The sequence below is a fragment of the Streptomyces sp. MCA2 genome, assembly GCF_023544705.1.
GTDB lineage: Bacteria > Actinomycetota > Actinomycetes > Streptomycetales > Streptomycetaceae > Streptomyces > Streptomyces decoyicus.
In genome coordinates this window covers 1-15,433 of the sequence record NZ_JAMJFM010000011.1, presented here as the reverse complement: position 1 = coordinate 15,433, position 15,433 = coordinate 1, and the positions used below count along the sequence as shown (strand labels likewise).

The 15,433-nt window shown below is 71.9% G+C and carries 12 protein-coding genes and 1 tRNA gene; 6 read left to right on the top strand and 7 right to left on the bottom strand.

Annotated elements, in window-relative coordinates:
- Positions 1-65: 65 nt before the first annotated feature.
- The 5 genes from M8I34_RS11370 to rocD are packed head-to-tail and all read left to right on the top strand — an operon-like array spanning position 66 to position 6,444.
- Positions 66-1,544 (top strand): APC family permease, encoded by a 1,479-nt coding sequence (locus M8I34_RS11370; protein ID WP_308372177.1) that lies wholly within the window; start codon positions 66-68, stop codon positions 1,542-1,544.
- The gene (locus M8I34_RS11365; protein WP_250049301.1) at positions 1,541-2,848 is read left to right on the top strand and encodes a glutamine synthetase family protein; all 1,308 of its coding nucleotides are present in this window, start codon (positions 1,541-1,543) and stop codon (positions 2,846-2,848) included. Before M8I34_RS11370 ends, M8I34_RS11365 begins: the two co-directional genes overlap by 4 nt.
- A complete protein-coding gene (locus M8I34_RS11360) occupies positions 2,838-3,986 on the top strand; it encodes an amidohydrolase family protein (protein ID WP_250049300.1) in 1,149 nt (382 codons plus the stop codon). The genes M8I34_RS11365 and M8I34_RS11360 overlap by 11 nt, the downstream gene beginning before the upstream one ends.
- Positions 3,983-5,143, top strand: a complete 1,161-nt coding sequence (locus tag M8I34_RS11355) for a M20 family metallopeptidase (RefSeq protein WP_250049299.1) — start codon at positions 3,983-3,985, stop codon at positions 5,141-5,143. The genes M8I34_RS11360 and M8I34_RS11355 overlap by 4 nt, the downstream gene beginning before the upstream one ends.
- Before the next feature lie 53 nt (positions 5,144-5,196).
- Positions 5,197-6,444, top strand: coding sequence for an ornithine--oxo-acid transaminase (rocD, locus tag M8I34_RS11350; protein ID WP_250049298.1), 1,248 nt, complete (start codon positions 5,197-5,199; stop codon positions 6,442-6,444).
- Positions 6,445-6,642: 198 nt separating this feature from the next.
- Here rocD and M8I34_RS11345 read toward each other — a convergent pair.
- A tRNA-Leu gene (locus tag M8I34_RS11345) sits at positions 6,643-6,727 on the bottom strand.
- A 105-nt stretch (positions 6,728-6,832) separates the two neighbouring features.
- On the opposite strand from M8I34_RS11345, the gene M8I34_RS11340 reads away from it, so the two are divergent.
- Positions 6,833-8,167, top strand: a complete 1,335-nt coding sequence (locus M8I34_RS11340; RefSeq protein ID WP_284050215.1) for a DUF2254 domain-containing protein — start codon at positions 6,833-6,835, stop codon at positions 8,165-8,167.
- 65 nt (positions 8,168-8,232) lie between these two features.
- Here the strand turns inward: M8I34_RS11340 and M8I34_RS11335 are convergent, their stop codons facing one another.
- The 6 genes from M8I34_RS11335 to M8I34_RS11310 form a co-directional block, all read right to left on the bottom strand.
- Positions 8,233-9,828: an aldehyde dehydrogenase family protein gene (locus M8I34_RS11335; protein ID WP_250049297.1), complete on the bottom strand. Its 1,596-nt coding sequence runs from the start codon at positions 9,826-9,828 to the stop codon at positions 8,233-8,235.
- A 341-nt stretch (positions 9,829-10,169) separates the two neighbouring features.
- A complete protein-coding gene (locus M8I34_RS11330; RefSeq protein ID WP_244417862.1) occupies positions 10,170-10,535 on the bottom strand; it encodes a chorismate mutase in 366 nt (121 codons plus the stop codon).
- Between the two features lie 336 nt (positions 10,536-10,871).
- Complete coding sequence (locus tag M8I34_RS11325) at positions 10,872-11,921, bottom strand: sugar phosphate isomerase/epimerase (protein WP_250049296.1); 1,050 nt, start codon at positions 11,919-11,921, stop codon at positions 10,872-10,874.
- Between the two features lie 58 nt (positions 11,922-11,979).
- The gene (locus M8I34_RS11320; RefSeq protein ID WP_250049295.1) at positions 11,980-13,389 is read right to left on the bottom strand and encodes an alkaline phosphatase family protein; all 1,410 of its coding nucleotides are present in this window, start codon (positions 13,387-13,389) and stop codon (positions 11,980-11,982) included.
- Positions 13,386-14,600 carry a metabolite traffic protein EboE gene (eboE, locus tag M8I34_RS11315; RefSeq protein WP_250049294.1) on the bottom strand — a complete coding sequence of 405 codons (1,215 nt, stop codon included), beginning with the start codon at positions 14,598-14,600 and terminating at the stop codon, positions 13,386-13,388. Before eboE ends, M8I34_RS11320 begins: the two co-directional genes overlap by 4 nt.
- A gap of 15 nt (positions 14,601-14,615) precedes the next feature.
- Positions 14,616-15,433: TatD family hydrolase (locus tag M8I34_RS11310; RefSeq protein WP_250049293.1), on the bottom strand; the 818-nt coding region annotated here is incomplete at its 5' end.

Below are 15,433 nucleotides of genomic sequence, written 5' to 3'. Positions count from 1 at the left end.
CAAATATTTCATGAGGGTGTCTCGGGCCGCACCCCCTGCGGCCCCCTTCTGCTCGGGAGTGTGTTGTGCCCGATCATCCTCATCCCTCACGCAAGCTGCGGCTGTGGGAAGCCTTGGCCCTCTCCGTCGGTCTCATGGGGCCGACCCTGGCGATGGGCCTCAACGGGGCCGGCGTCGCGGCCACCGTGGGCAAGGCCGTGCCCCTGGTCTTCCTGCTCGGCCTGCTCGGCGTCGGCCTCGTGGGCTACGGCTTCTGGCGGCTGACCCAGCACTTCCACCACGCCGGCTCCGTCTATGCCCTCGCCGGAGCCACCATCGGGCCCCGCGCCGGCTTCTTCGGCGGGTTCGCCCTGCTCGGCACCTACCTCGCCTTCCTGGTGTGCACGCTCGCCGCGACCGGGGTCTTCGCCCATGCCTTTCTGCACGCTCTGGGCATGACCTCCACCGGCCCATGGGCGGTCGTCGTGGTCGTTGCCGCCCTGGGCGTCACCCTGCTCAATTCACGTGACACCCGCCTCACCGCCCGCACCCTGCTGATCACCGAAGGCGTCGGCATCGCGGCCATGCTGGTCCTCGCCCTTGTCGTCATCGGGCGTACCGGCACCGGTTCGGCGCCCCGCCACCAGTCCTTCGACCTGTCGGTCTTCACCCCCGGCGGAGCCGGCTTCGGCGCCGTCATGACGGCGACCGTCTTCGCCTTCCTGTCCTGGGCGGGCTTCGAGGCGTGTGCGTCACTGGGCGAGGAGACCGACGACCCCAAGCGCAATATCCCGCGCGCCCTGGTGGGAAGCGTGCTGCTCACCGGCGTTCTGTACCTCCTGATGATGTTCGTCCAGACCATAGGGTTCGGCACCGACGGCAAGGGGGTGAAGGAGTTCGCCGGGGCGGAATCGGCTCTTGTGACGCTCTCCGACGACTACCTCGGCACCTGGTTCTCGCTCGTCATCGCCTTCACCGCGGTCGCCTCCGCCTTCGCCGCCGCACTGTCCTCGTCCGCCGCCGCGGCCCGCATGGTCTCGGCGCTGGCCCGGGACGGCTTCGGTCCCGCCGGGCTCGCCCGCACCCAGCCGCTCACCGGCGCCCCCACCAGGGCCCTGTGGCTGTGCGGGGCCCTGGCCGTCACCATCACGGCCGTCATGTACGGCCTGGGCACCACCGCCTTCGACACCTACTACTGGTACGCGACCATCGGCGTGCTGTGCGTCCTGGTCGTCTACGCGGTGGCCGGTGCCGGCGTGATCGTCTTCACCCTCTCCCGCCGCGGCAACATCCCCCGCCGCGAACTGGTCATCCCGCTCGCCGGTCTGGGCTACCTCTGCTTCGTCTTCTACCGGCAGTCCACCGGCCAGGGCGCGCCCTACACCTACTTCCCCTGGATCGCCGCCGCCTGGTGTGCGACCGGACTCGCCGTGGTCCTCCTCGCCCCCGCCCTCGCCGGGCGCATCGGCGCCCGTCTCACCAGTGAACTGAACGGGGGCCAGGGCCCCCGCCAGGAGCAGAGCCCGGAGCCTCCGGCCGCCGACAGCATGAAGGTGATCTCATGACTCCCCGCACCGACGACTACGCGACCGTCTTCGTCGCCACCTGCGATCTGGCCGGTCAGGTACGGGGACGTGCCGTGCCGCCTTCGGAACACGACGCGGTTCTGCGCAGCGGCACCGGCTGGGTTCCCGCGAACCTTGCGATCTCCTCGTTCGGCCCGATCGCCCCCGACAACGTCTTCGGCTCCCGGGGCGACCTGCGGCTGGTCCCCGACGCCGGCACCGCGGTCGGCATCCCGGCGGACGGCACCGCCCCGGGGATGCTGCTCTACCTCGCCGACCAGACGCTGCCGGACGGACAGCCCTGGGCCTGTTGCCCGCGCACCTTCCTGCGGGATGCCCTCGCGGAGCTGCGCGAACGCACCGGCCTGGAGGTCGTCGCCGCCTTCGAGCACGAATTCGTGCTCGAAGGCCTGCCGGCGAGCGCTCCGTTCTCGCTCCGGCGCTTCCGCGAGGCCGAACCTTTCGGATCCGATCTGGTACGGCTGCTGGAGCAGACCGGCCTCGAACCGGAGACATGGATTCCCGAGTACGGCGACGGCCAGTTCGAGGTCACCCTCCGCCCCGCCGCTGCCGCGGTCGCGGCCGACCGGGCCGTTCTCCTCAGGGAACTCGTCCGCGACCTGGCCCGCCGCCGTGGCCTGCCCGTCACTTTCGCCCCGCTCCTGGACGCCGACGGTGTGGGCAACGGCGTTCACCTCCATCTGAGTCTGCGCGACGCCGATGGCCGCCCCGCGCTGTACGACCCGCAGCGCCCCGGCCGGCTCTCCGCCCTCGGCGCCCGTTTCAGCGCCGGCGTCCTGGCCCATGCCCCGGCGCTCACGGCCCTGACCGCGCCGAGCCCGGTGTCCTTCCTGCGCCTGACCCCGAACCGCTGGAGCGCCGCCGGGGCGTTCCTGGCCGAGCGCAACCGCGAGGCGCTGCTGCGCATCTGCCCCACCACCGAGCTCTCCGGATCCGGCCCCGCCGCCCAGTTCAACCTCGAATACCGGGCCGCCGACGCCACGGCCAACCCCTGGCTCGCCCTGGCCGTCCTCGTCCGGGCCGGCCTGGCCGGTCTCACCGGGGACTACGACGAGCCCACCGTGTGGCCCGAGGACACCGACCGGTCCGATCTCGCGTCGGCGCCGCCGCTGCCCGCCACCCTCGAAGAGGCCCTGGAGGCCCTGGAGAAGGACCACGTCGTCCGCTCCTGGTTCGACCCACGTCTGCTGGCGACTCAGCTCTCGGTCAAACGCTCCGAACTCGCCCAGCTGGACGGTCTGGACGACGCCGCACGCATTCGGAAGGTCCGCAATGTCTACTGAACGACTCCTCGCGGAGATCACACGGCTCCCCCTGGTGGACCACCACGTCCACGGCGCCCTCCGCCACGACGCCGACCGCTGCGCCCTGGAGCAGATGCTCACCGAGTCCGACCGCCCGATCCCGCCGTGGATGACCCAGTTCGACTCGCAGATCGGCTTCGCCGTCCGCCGCTGGTGCGCCCCGGTCCTCGGCCTCGAACCCCACACCGACCCCGAGACGTACCTGGCCAGGCGCTCCGAACTCGGCACCGACGAGGTCAACCGCAGACTGCTCGAAGCCTCCGGCATCGGCCACTACCTGCTGGAGACGGGCTACAAAGGGGAGGACATCCTCGGCCCCCCGGGCATGGCGGCCGCCTCAGGACGCCCTGTCGACGAGGTGGTGCGCCTGGAAACCGTGCTGGAGGACGTGGTGCGCGACGGGGTCACCGCCGCCGAACTCCCTGACCGGTTCCGGGCGGCCCTGGCTGCGCGTACGGTCACCGCGGTGGGCCTCAAGAGCATCATCGCCTACCGTCACGGCTTCGACTTCGATCCCGGACGCCCCGACACCCACGAGGTGGCAGCCGCCGCAGGCGCCTGGCTCGCCGAGTACGAAGCCACCGGCGCCCTCCGCGTAAGCCACCCGGTACTGCTGCGCTTCGCCCTGTGGTGCGGTGTCGACCGCGGTCTGCCGATCCAGCTGCACGCCGGTTACGGCGACCCGGACGTCGAACTCCACCGCTGCGACCCGCTGTTGCTCACCCGGTTCATCAAGAACGTGGAACCGCACGGCACCGACCTGCTGCTGTTGCACTGCTACCCCTTCCAGCGCAACGCGGGCTACCTCGCCCAGGTGTTCCCGCACGTGTACTTCGACGTCGGCCTCGGCATCAACTACACCGGCGTGCGCTCCGACGCCCTCATCGCCGAATCACTGGAACTCGCCCCGTTCGCCAAGATTCTCTTCTCCTCCGACGCCTGGGGGCCGCCGGAACTGCATCACCTCGGCGCCCTGTTGTGGCGTCGCGGCATGGCCCGGACCATCGCCGCGTGGACCGAGAGCGGGGAGTGGGACGTCGAGGAAGCCCTCAAGGTGGTGCGCATGATCGGCCACGACAACGCCCGCCGCGTCTACCGGCTGGAGGCCCGGACATGACCGGCCACCACCTGCCTGCGCTGGCCGCCGCGCTCGACGAGGAACTGCCGGCCGCCGCGGCACTGCGCCACCGCATCCACGCCCGCCCCTGCCTGTCCGGCGCCGAAGCCCCCACCCGCGACCTCGTGCTCGCCGCACTGCCCGCAGGCTCCCTCGCCAAGGTCGCCGACACCGGTGCCGTCCTCCGGATCGGCGGACCGGGCCCCGCCGTCGCCGTCCGCGCCGAACTCGACGCCCTGGCGGTGGAGGAGAAGAGCGGCGCGGCATGGATGTCCGAACACCCCGGCCTCATGCATGCCTGCGGCCACGACGTACACCTGGCCGCGCTCACCGCCCTCGCCCGGGCCGTCGACCGCGCCGGCGGCCCGGCCCCCCTGCTGGCCGTCCTGCAACCGAGGGAGGAGACCTACCCCTCCGGCGCCCGGGACATCGTCGAGGACGGCATCCTCGACCGGGAGCAGTGCCGGGCGGTGATCGGAGCGCATGTGCAGCCGCTGCTGCCGCCCGGCACCGTCGCCTGCACCCCCGGCGGCGTCAACGCCTCGGCCGACGAGTTCACGATCACGGTCCGGGGCCGCAGCGGCCACGCCGCCTACCCGCACCTCACCCGCGACCCCGTCGTCGCCCTGGCCCATATCGTCGTCGCCCTGCAAAGCCTGGTCAGCCGCGGTACCGACCCCATGTCGCACGTCGTACTCACGGTCAGCACCCTCGCGGCGGGCACCGCCGCCAACGTCATCCCCGGCACCGCCGAAGCCCGCGGCACACTGCGCGCGCTGGGCAAAGACGACCGCGAGATGCTGCACACCCGGCTGGCGGAGGTCGCCGGACTGGTGGCACAGACCCATGGCTGCACCGCGCAGGTGGACATCATCCGCGGAGAGCCCGTACTCGACAACGACCCGGCGCTGACCGCCGCCACGAGACCGCTGCTCGGCACGCTCGGTCTGAGCGCCGGTGACGACCTGCGCTCCGCCGGCTCCGACGACTTCTCCTTCTTCTGCGCACATCTGCCGTCGCTGATGCTGTTCGTCGGCACCCACGGCGGCACCGAACAACTGCACTCGCCCACGTTCCTGCCCCCCGACGGGCGGATCCGCGACGTCGCCCACGCCATGCTCGCCGGCTACCTGGCCGCCGCGGAACCGCTGGTCTGAACTCCCCGCCGCCTTCGCACCCTTCGCACCTTCTCGTACACAAGGACCGCCTCATGGCCACCACCGAAACGCACGGCATACCCCACCCCGGCTCCACGACCCGGCACCATGTGTCGCTGGCCGAGACGGCCACCGCCCACAACTACGCCCCCCTGCCCGTGGTGCTGGCCTCCGGCCAGGGCGCCTGGGTCACCGATGTCGAGGGCCGCCGCTACCTGGACTGCCTGGCCGGATACTCGGCCCTCAACTTCGGCCACGCCCACCCCCGGCTGACGGCCGCTGCCCAGGAACAGCTGGCCCGCCTCACCCTGACCAGCCGGGCGTTTCACAACGACCGCCTCGGTCCGTTCTGCCGGGACCTCGCCGACCTGGCCGGCATGGATCTCGTACTGCCGATGAACACCGGTGCCGAGGCCGTCGAGACCGCGATCAAGGTCGCCCGCAAATGGGGCGCCGACCGCAAGGGCGTAGCCCCGGATCGCGCCAACATCATCGTCGCCGACGGCAATTTCCACGGGCGCACCACCACGATCGTCAGCTTCTCCACCGACCCCGTCGCCCGCGACGGCTTCGGCCCCTTCACGCCCGGCTTCCGTAGCGTCCCCTACGGCGACAGCGCGGCGCTGGAAGCGGCAGTCGACGAGGACACCGTGGCCGTGCTCCTCGAACCCATCCAGGGCGAGGCCGGCGTGGTCATCCCTCCGCCGGGCTACCTCCAGGCGGTGCGGGAGGTGTGCAGCCGCAAGAACGTGTTGTTCCTCGCGGACGAGATCCAGTCCGGACTCGGCCGTACCGGCACCACATTCGCCTGCGACGCCGAGGGTGTCACCCCTGACGTCTATATCCTCGGCAAGGCCCTTGGCGGAGGCATCGTGCCGGTGTCCGCCGTGGTCTCCCGCCACGACGTCCTCGGGGTCATCCGCCCCGGCAGCCATGGCTCCACCTTCGGTGGCAACCCGCTCGCCGCCGCCGTCGGTCATGCCGTGGTGGAGCTGCTGCGCAGCGGTGAATACCAGGCCCGGGCGGCCGCATTGGGCGAGCGGCTGCGCGGCCGGCTGGAGGATCTGACCGGCCGCGGCGTGGTCGCGGTCAGGTCCCGCGGCTTGTGGGCCGGCATCGACCTCGACCCCGCACTCACCACCGGACGCCAGGCCTGTCTGCGGCTCCTGGACCATGGTGTGCTCGCCAAGGACACCCACGGCTCCACCCTCCGACTCGCCCCGCCACTCATCATCGAGCCCGGTCAACTGGACTGGATGTGCGATCAGCTGGGCGAAGTCCTGGCACAGGCCGGCACCTGAGGTCCGGGGGCGGGGCAGGGCCGGGCGGTGTCCGCCACAACCGTGACCGGTGCAGCGCACGTGCGAGACGGCGCCCCCCGCTGCACCCGAACGCAAGCACCCCTTGCACGAGGGCTTCGGGCTCGCCCTGACCCTCGACATGAGAAAGAGGGCTGTGACCGTGGAGTCACAACCCTCTCAACATGCACTTGCGAAAAGTGTCCGAGGGGGGACTTGAACCCCCACGCCCGATAAAGGGCACTAGCACCTCAAGCTAGCGCGTCTGCCATTCCGCCACCCGGACTAGGTGTGATCTTCGCGGGGCGTTCCCCGCGGCGACATGGACAACAATACCAAGGTTTCGGAGTGCCTTTCACCTGCGTATCCGTCGCCCACATAACCTCAATTTATGGGCAATGCAGGACATGTCGTGCATATCAGTGGTCCACGCAGGCCACGGGCGCTTTCACCGCTGCGGGAGCATCTGCGGGACACCTTCTGGTTCGCGCCGACGGCGGGGCTGGCCTGCGCGGCGCTGCTGTGGTGGGCGGCCTCGACGCTGGACCTCAAGCTCATCGCGGCGCTCCAGCGGGCGCACGCGTACGCGGCGGTCGGGGAACTGGTCTCGATCGCCGAGGACACCAAGACGATCGTGACAACGATCAGCTCGGCGATGATGACCTTCATCGGTGTGGTCTTCAGCATCTCGCTGGTCGCGGTGCAGATGGCGAGCGGTCAGCTCACCCCGCGAGTGGTGCGGATCTTCATCCGGAGCCGGATCAGCAAGATCACGCTCACGGTCTTCCTGGCGACCTTCCTCTTCTCCCTGCTGGTGCTCACCTCGTACGAGAGCGAGACCGATGCCCGGCAGGTCACCTCGGTGCCGGTGGTGCAGAGCCTGCTGACGATGGTGTTGGTGGCGCTCAGCCTGATCCTGTTCATCGCGTATGTGTCGGCCACCTTGCGGCTGATGCAGGTGGGGCCGGTGGTCGACCGGATCACCCGGGAGACGCTGCGGATGCTGGCGCGGCAGGGCACCGGTGGGGAGGTCGGGGAGGACCGGGCCTCCCTGCCGCCCGAGGCGGACCGTGTGGCGCACGCCGGGCGGGCGGGGGTCCTCCTGGACGTGCATGTGGCACGGCTGGTGCGGGTGGCGCGGCGGCAGGGAGTGGTCCTGCGGCTGATTCCGCGGATCGGGGACTTCGTGCTGCCGGGAACGCCGGTGCTCGCGGTGCACGGCGGGGCACCGCCGCCGCGGTGGGCGCTGCGGTACACCGTGTCGGTGGGCGTGGAGCGCACCTTTCACCAGGATCTCGGGCTCGGGCTGCGCCAGCTGTCGGACATCGCGCTGCGGGCCTTGTCGCCGGCGGTGAACGATCCGACCACGGCCGTGCAGTGCCTGGACCGGATCGTGCAGATTCTGGCGGCGGTCGTGCGGCGGCCGCTCGGGACGGTCCTCCACCGCGATCGAAGGGGTGTGGTGCGGCTGGTGCAGAACGTTCCGGGCTGGACGGATCTGGTGGACCTGGGGCTGACCGAGGTCCGGGCGGCCGCGGTGCACAGCCCGCAGGTGAGCCGGCGGATCCTGGCCGGGATCGACGATCTGCTGCTGCTCGCGCCGGAGCACCGGCAGGTGCCACTGCGGCGGCACCGCACGCTCCTGTTGCAGGCGGTGGAACGTACGGTGCCGGCCGCGGCGGACCGGCGGTTCGCCTCGCACCCGGACCGGCAGGGGATCGGCTAGGGCCTGTCGTCAAAGGCAGGCGGGACGCTGAAGACAGGCCCTCGGGCCGCCGGCGTCGGGCTTGGTTACGGCATCAGGTGGTAGTCGGGGAAGTTGCCCGGCAGACGCTCCGACGCCGGGCCCTCGGTCACCGCGCGGACGAGGAGTTCGCCGCCGACGAACGCGCCGCTCCAGGAGTTGCCGAAGCCGCCGAAGAGCTCGTCGCGGTCGCCGCGGGAGCGGGGCTTGCCATGGCCCACCTTGAACGCGCGGATCTGTGGGGCGAGACGGTCGTAGCTCTCCTTGTCGTCGCAGGAGAGGCTGGCGACCAGGGCGCCGTTGCTGGCGTTCATGGCGGCGAGGAGTTCGGCCTCGGTGTCGACGAGGACGAGGGTGTCGATGGGGCCGAACGGCTCGGCGTGGTGGAGCGGGGAAGAGGAGGGCGGGGCCAGGAGGGTGGTCGGCGGAAGATACGCCGAGGTGTCCTGGGAGGGCAGGAAGCGGCCGTCGGCGAGGCTGCCGCGGTGCAGCGGGACGGCGCCGCGGGAGATCGCCTCGGTGGTGAGGTCGGCGAGTTCCTTGGCCTTGGCGGCGTTGATCAGCGGGCCGAAGTCGAGTTCGGGGAGCGGGTCGGCGGGGTCGGCGACGGCCAGGGGGTGGCCGAACCGGACGCTGCGGACGGCCGGGAGGTACGCGGCGAGGAAGTCGGCGAAGGCTTCGCGCTGCACCACGAAGCGGGGGTAGGCGGTGCAGCGCTGCTTGGCGTAGTCGAAGGTCTTGCGCACCAGGGGCGTCAGGGACTGCCAGTCGGTGTAATTCCAGATGCCCCAGGTGTTGAGGCCCTCTTGTTCGAGGATGTGGCGTTTGCCGAGGTCGGCGACGGCGGTGGCGACGCGGGCGCCGGTGTCCCGGCCGCCGACGAAGGAGACACAGCCGATCTCCGGCGAGCGCACGAGGGAGGGCGAGAGCTCTTTGCCGCTGCCGCTGACGAGGGTGGCCGGGACCCCCTCACGGGCGGCGAGGGCGCAGGCGAGGGTGAGACAGACCAGACCGCCGTCGGTGGGGGTCTTGGCGATCACCGCGTTGCCGGCCAGCGCCTGGACGAGCATCGCGTGGATCAGCACCGACATCGGGTAGTTCCAGCTGGCGATGTTGCTGACCGGGCCGGGCAGCGGGGTGCGGTCGGCGAGCATCCGGTCGATCTCGGAGACGTACCAGCGGACGCCGTCGATGGCACGGTCGACGTCGGCCTGCGCGAGCTTCCAGGGCTTGCCGATCTCCCAGACGAGCAGCAGCGCGAGCAGTTCGCGGTGTTCGGTCAGCGCGTCGAGGGTGGCGGAGATCCGGGCCTTGCGTTCGGTCAACGGGACATGGCGCCAGGCCCGGTGCTGGTCGAGGGAGGCCCGTACGGCGTGCAGCGCGGCGTCCGCGTCGAGGCGGGGCGGGCCGGCGATGGGGGTGCCGTCGACGGGGCTGGTGGCGGGCAGCGGGTCGCCGTCCGGGTGCCAGGCAGCGGCCCAGAGGTTGAGGGCCTGGTCGTCGCGGAAGGCTTCGGGGGCCGCGGCAAGGCTGCGCTGCCAGGCGTCCTGCCAGGACGTTCCGGGCTTGAGGAGGAGCGGCGGTGCGGGTGTGGTGCGCGCGTTCCACGAGGGATTCGAGCTGGATTCGGCGGTGGGGGCCATCGGTTGTCTCCGCTCTCGGTGCACGGCCGGAGGGGCAGGGTGGTGGCGCTCGGGCGGCTCCCGGAGGAACCGTGTTACTGGACGGTAGTGGGGCATGGGGGCACTGCGGGACGGTCCGGCGTCAGGTATGGCGAGTGTCACTCGGTGGGGGCGACGGGGCCACCCGGGTGAGGCGACCGCGTGGCCCGCCGCGGTGGGGCGGGCTTCCCGCGGGCCGTTGGCGCTCCCGGCGCGCGGCATCAACGTGCTCTGACTGTCGCGGAGTTCCCCTGCTCACTGCACGACGAGGGTGGGCGGCGCCACGATGGCACCGCCCACCCTCGTCCGTCGTGCGTACGGGCTCAGCCGGCGGCGGGCTCCCCGTTCTCCTGCGTACGGTCGGCGATCGCCCGGTGGTGGCGGACGACCTCCCCGATGATGAAGTTGAGGAACTTCTCGGCGAAGGCCGGATCCAGCTTGGCGTCCTCGGCCAGCCGGCGCAGCCGCTCGATCTGCGCGGCCTCACGGGCCGGGTCGGCGGGCGGCAGGCTGTGCCGGGCCTTGAGCTCGCCGACCTGCTGGGTGCACTTGAAGCGCTCGGCGAGCAGATGCACCAGGGCGGCGTCCAGGTTGTCGATGCTGCCGCGCAGATAGCTCAGCCGTTCACGGGCCGCCTGGTCGGAGATGGCGGCCGCTTCGCCGGCCGCCGGTGCTGTCCCCTCGCTCATGTGCGTCTCGCCATTCGTGATCGGTCGGGTGCCTGGTGCGGTGTCGTGCTGGTGCTGCTTCATTCTTGATCGGGTGCACATTACCCGGCCGGTGACGGGGCGCCGGGCCGGTCTCGCGAATCGGACCGGAGGGGGCGCGATCCGGCCGGAGGGGGAACCGACCGGCCGGAGCGGGGAGCCTGACCGGCCGGGTCGGGGAGCCTGACCCGGCCGGATCCGGAAACCCGGCCGGCCGGAGTGGTCCGCGGGAGCTCCGCGCGGGGGTGGCGGTCCGGCGTCGTGCCCGGCTCTCCACGCAGGTTCTGCGCCCGGTTCTGCGCCCGGTTCTACGTCCGGCTATCCGCGCAGGTGACGGAGGTGGCGGGCGGAGCGGGCGGCGGTGGACAGCGAACCGGCCGGGTTGGCGGCCGGATCGACGGCGTCGTCGCGCTCGACGATCCAGTGGTGGTCGCGGTGGCCGTGGCCCTTGCGGCGGTACACGGTGGCCAGAAATCGCCCGTAGTCGATATCGCCGTCGCCGACATCGGTCATGTGGTAGCCGTCCTGGGCGGCGGTGTCGTGCTCACCGTCCTTGACGTGGAAGAGCGGATAGCGGTGCGGGGCCTTCAGCACGTAGTCGAGCGGTTCGAAGGGGGCGGGGGTGCCGTCGGGCCGTCGTGAGAAGCGGTACCGCGCGACATACGCCCAGTAGATGTCCATCTCCAGGAAGACCAGTTCGGGGTCGGTCTCGGCGAGCAGCACGTCGTAGAGGCGCACGCGCGGGTCGTCGGTGGCGAAGGAGAATTCGTCGGCGTGGTTGTGGTGGTAGAAGCGCATCCCACGGGCCTTCGCGGCGGCACCGTAGGTGTTGAACTCCTCGGCGGCGCGCTTCCAGGCATCGACCGTGTTGCCGTAGCGGTCGGGGCTTGAGGGGGTGCCGATGTGCGGCAGGCCGAGCGCCTCGGCGTCGTCGAGGACCTGGGTGAGCTGGGTGGCGAAGGTATACGCCTTCGGGTCGGTGGAGGAGTAGCCGACGTGGCTGCCGACGCCGCGCAGGCCGTTGTCCCGCAGCAGGCGCTTGAGCTGGGCGAGGCTGATGGCGCCCGCGCTGCCCTGGGTGTAGCCGGCGAGCTCGACCTCGTCGTAGTGGTGGCGGGCGAGTTGCTCGAAGACCCGGGCGAAGCCGAGCGATCCGGTCTGGTCGCGCAGGGTGTAGAGCTGGATGCCGAGCCTGCCGGGTGGCAGCAGCCGGCGCCGGCCGTGTGCCGCGGGGGCGGCAGCGGGCTGGGCGGCGGCGGTCCGCGCACCGAGCAGGGCAGCGGCGGTGGTGCCGGCGGCGACGCCGAGGAATCTGCGGCGGGCGAGCTTCCGGGCGAGTTCGCGGGTGCGCTCGGGGTCGTACGTCATGGTGGTGGGCTCCTCGGGAAGGACTGGGGGGTGGAGGGACTTGTGGGGCCGGAGCGGCTCAGGTGAGGCCGGCGAGGCGCAGCAACAGCGGCTTCACGTCGGTGGCGGCGGGGGCCGGGGGCAGGACGTCCGGCTGTGAGCAGATGAGGACCGGGCCGTCGGCGGGGTCGGCGGGCAGCAGTCCGTGGCTGCCGCGGACCGGCTCGGGGTCGAGCGGGACGACCGCCATCCGGTAGCGCATCCCCGCCTTCTTACGGGCGAGCGCGGCCGCGGCACGGAGGCGCACATACGGGTCGCGTGGGTCCATGAAGAGTTCGGCCGGGTCGTAGCCGGGTTTGCGGTGGATCTCGACGAGCCGGGCGAAGTCGGGCGCGCGGGCGTCGTCGAGCCAGTAGTAGTACGTGAACCAGGCGTCGGGCTCGGCCAGCGCGACGAGGTCACCGGCCCGCGGATGGTCGAGGCCGTACTCCTTCTTGCCCCGGTCGTCGAGGAGTTGCCCGATCCCGGGGAGGCCGGAGAGCGCTTCGCGGGTGGCGGTCAGGTCTTCGGGGCGCCGGACGTAGACGTGCGCGATCTGGTGATCGGCGACCGCGAAGGCACGGGAGACGGTCGGGTCGAGATACTCCATCCCGTCCTGGGTGTGCACCTCCAGCAGTCCGGCCCGGCGCAGCGCGCGGTTGATGTCGACGGGGCGGCGCACCCGGGTGATGCCGTACTCGGACAGCGCGACGACGGTGGTGCCGGCGGCGCGGGCATCGTCCAGCAGCGGGGCGAGGACGGCGTCGAGTGCGGTGGCGGCGGCGTGCGAGCGGGGGTCGTCGGGGCCGTGGCGCTGGAGGTCGTAGTCGAGGTGCGGGAGGTAGGCGAGGGTGAGATCGGGCCGGCGGGTGCGGTGCAGGTGGCGGGTGGCGTCGGTGATCCACTGGGAGGAGGCGAGCGAGGCGGTCGGCCCCCAGTAGGTGAAGAGGGGGAACGGGCCGAGCAGCTCGGTGAGTTCGTCGTGCAGGTCGGGCGGCCGGGTGTAGCAGTCGGGTTCCTTGCGGCCGTCGGCGTAGTAGATGGGGCGGGGCGTCACGGTCCAGTCGGTGTCCGCGCCCATCGCGTACCACCAGCAGACATTGGCGACGGTGTAGCCGGGGCGCGCACGGCGCGCGGCGTCCCAGATCTTGTCCCCGCCGACCAGCGCGTTGTGCTGCCGCCAGAGGTGGACCTCGCCGAGGTCGCGGAAGTACCAGCCGTTGCCGACGATGCCGTGACCCGCGGGTGTCGTCCCCGTCAGAAAGGTCGACTGGACGGTGCAGGTGACGGCGGGCAGCACCGTGCCGAGCGGGCGGTACGCCCCGGCTTCGGCGAGCGCGGAGAGCCGCGGCATATGGGTCAGCAGGCGCGGGGTGAGGCCGACGACGTCGAGGACCAGCAGGCGCCGGCCGGGGGTGGGCTCCGGGGTGGGGTGGGTCGGTCCTTTCACGGCAGCTCCTTCAGGCCCAGATCGGTCAGCAGGTCGCGGGCCAGGGCGAGTTCGGCGGCGATCCCGTCGATGAGCCGGCCGCGGGTGCGCGGCCGCAGTTCGGGGGGCAGGGCCTGCCAGGTGTACGTCTCCACCTCCAAGTGATGGGTGCGCGGGGCCGGTCCGCCGACCAGGAGGGCGAGGGCGTCCTGGAGGACCGCCATGGTGGAGGTGAGCGGCGGCTGGGGCGGGGCGTGCAGCGGCACATGGAAATGGGCGCGCCAGGGGCGGTTCGTGGGCAGCCCGCTGTCCGCGGCGAGCGCCTCGTCGAGGTCGTCGGTGGCCAGCAGCGCGCCCTGGGGGCCGCGGGTGCGGGTCTGGTGGAGGAAGCGCGGCTCGGCGAAGGCACCGAGGGCGGTGCGTACGGCGGTGCGCCCGGGGTGTTCGGCGTGCAGGGCGGCGGAGAGCTGGGACTTGACGATCGGCACGGCGGCGCGGTGCAGCGCGGCGAGCGCGACGCGGGGGTCCTCGAAGGAGGTGGCGAGGTGGCAGGTGTCCAGGCAGAGGCCGATCCGGGACGGGCGCCCCGCTGCCGACGGGTCCCGGCGCAGGGCGGTGACGGGGCCGATGGCATCGGCGGTGGTCTCGATGAGGCAGCCGGGCTCCGGCTCCAGGCCGATGCGGATCGAGCGGCCGGTGAGTTCCTCCAGAGCGTCCAGCCGGACGGCGAGGGTGCGCAGCGCCTCCAGGGCGGTGTCGCGGCGGTCGGCGGCCCCGCGGACCGGGTCGAAGTCGGTGCGCCAGGCGAGCGGGAGGGTGGAGATGGTGCCCTCGGCGGCGTCCTCGGGGAGCAGGGCGGTCAGCAGCCGCGCCAGGTCGGTGGTGTGGTCGAGCCGGGCGGGTTCCGTCCAATCCGGCCGGTACACGCGGTACTTGACCCGCTGGTCGCCGAACCCTTCGTAGGGGAAGCCGTTGAGCGTGACGACTTCCAGGCCGAGGGTGTCGAGCTGCCGGCGGAGGCGGCGCAGGGCGGCGGGGTCGGCGGTGAGGGCACGGGCGGCGTCCCTGGCGAGCCAGAGTCCGATGCCCAGGCGGTCCCGGCCCAGGCGCTTGCGGACCGGGGCACAGTGGTCGCGCAGCTGGGCGAGGACGCCGTCGAGGGTCTCGGCGGGGTGGACGTTGGTGCAGTAGGCGAGATGGACGGTGGACCCGTCGGGGTGGCGGAAGCGCATGGCGGCCGGACCTCCTCATTCCCCGCCGCGGAGGATGGAGTTGCCCTCGTGCAGCGCGCCGGGCGGCCGGGGGCTGTTCAGGTTCAGCCGGCCGCTCTGTCCGTAGAAGGCGGCGGGGTTGCGCCACAGCACCTGGTCGACGTCGTCCTCGCTGAAGCCGGCCGCGAGCATCGCGTCGCCGGCCTCTCGGGTCTTGAGCGGGTCGCTGCGGCCCCAGTCCGCCGCGGAGTTGACCAGGACCCGTTCGGTGCCGTGCAGCCGCAGGATCCGCACCATGCGGTCGGGGGTCATCTTGGTGTCGGGGTAGAGGGAAAAGCCCAGCCAGCAGCCACTGTCAGTGGCCGCGCCTACGGTTGTCTCATTGAGGTGGTCGAGGACGACGCGCTCGGGGGCGAGGGCGGATTCGCGCAGCACGTCCAGGGTGCGGCGGAGCCCGGCCGCCTTGTCGCGATGGGGGGTGTGGACGAGCGCCGGCAGGCCGTGGTCGGCCGCGAGCTGGAGCTGGGCGGCGAGAGCGGTGTCCTCGGCGGGGGTCATGGAGTCGTAGCCGATCTCACCGACGGCGACGACCGCATCCTTGACGAGGTAGCGGGGCAGGGCGTCGAGGACGGGGGTGCAGCGGGGGTCGTTGGCCTCCTTGGGGTTGAGGGCCAGCGTGCAGTGGTGAGCGATGCCGTACTGGGCGGCGCGGAAGGGTTCCCAGCCGAGGAGGGAGTCGAAGTAGTCGTAGAAGGCGGCGGGCGAGGTGCGGGGCTGCCCCAGCCAGAAGGAGGGCTCGACGACGGCCCGGACGCCGGCGGCGTACATCGCCTCGTAGTCGTCGGTGGTGCGGG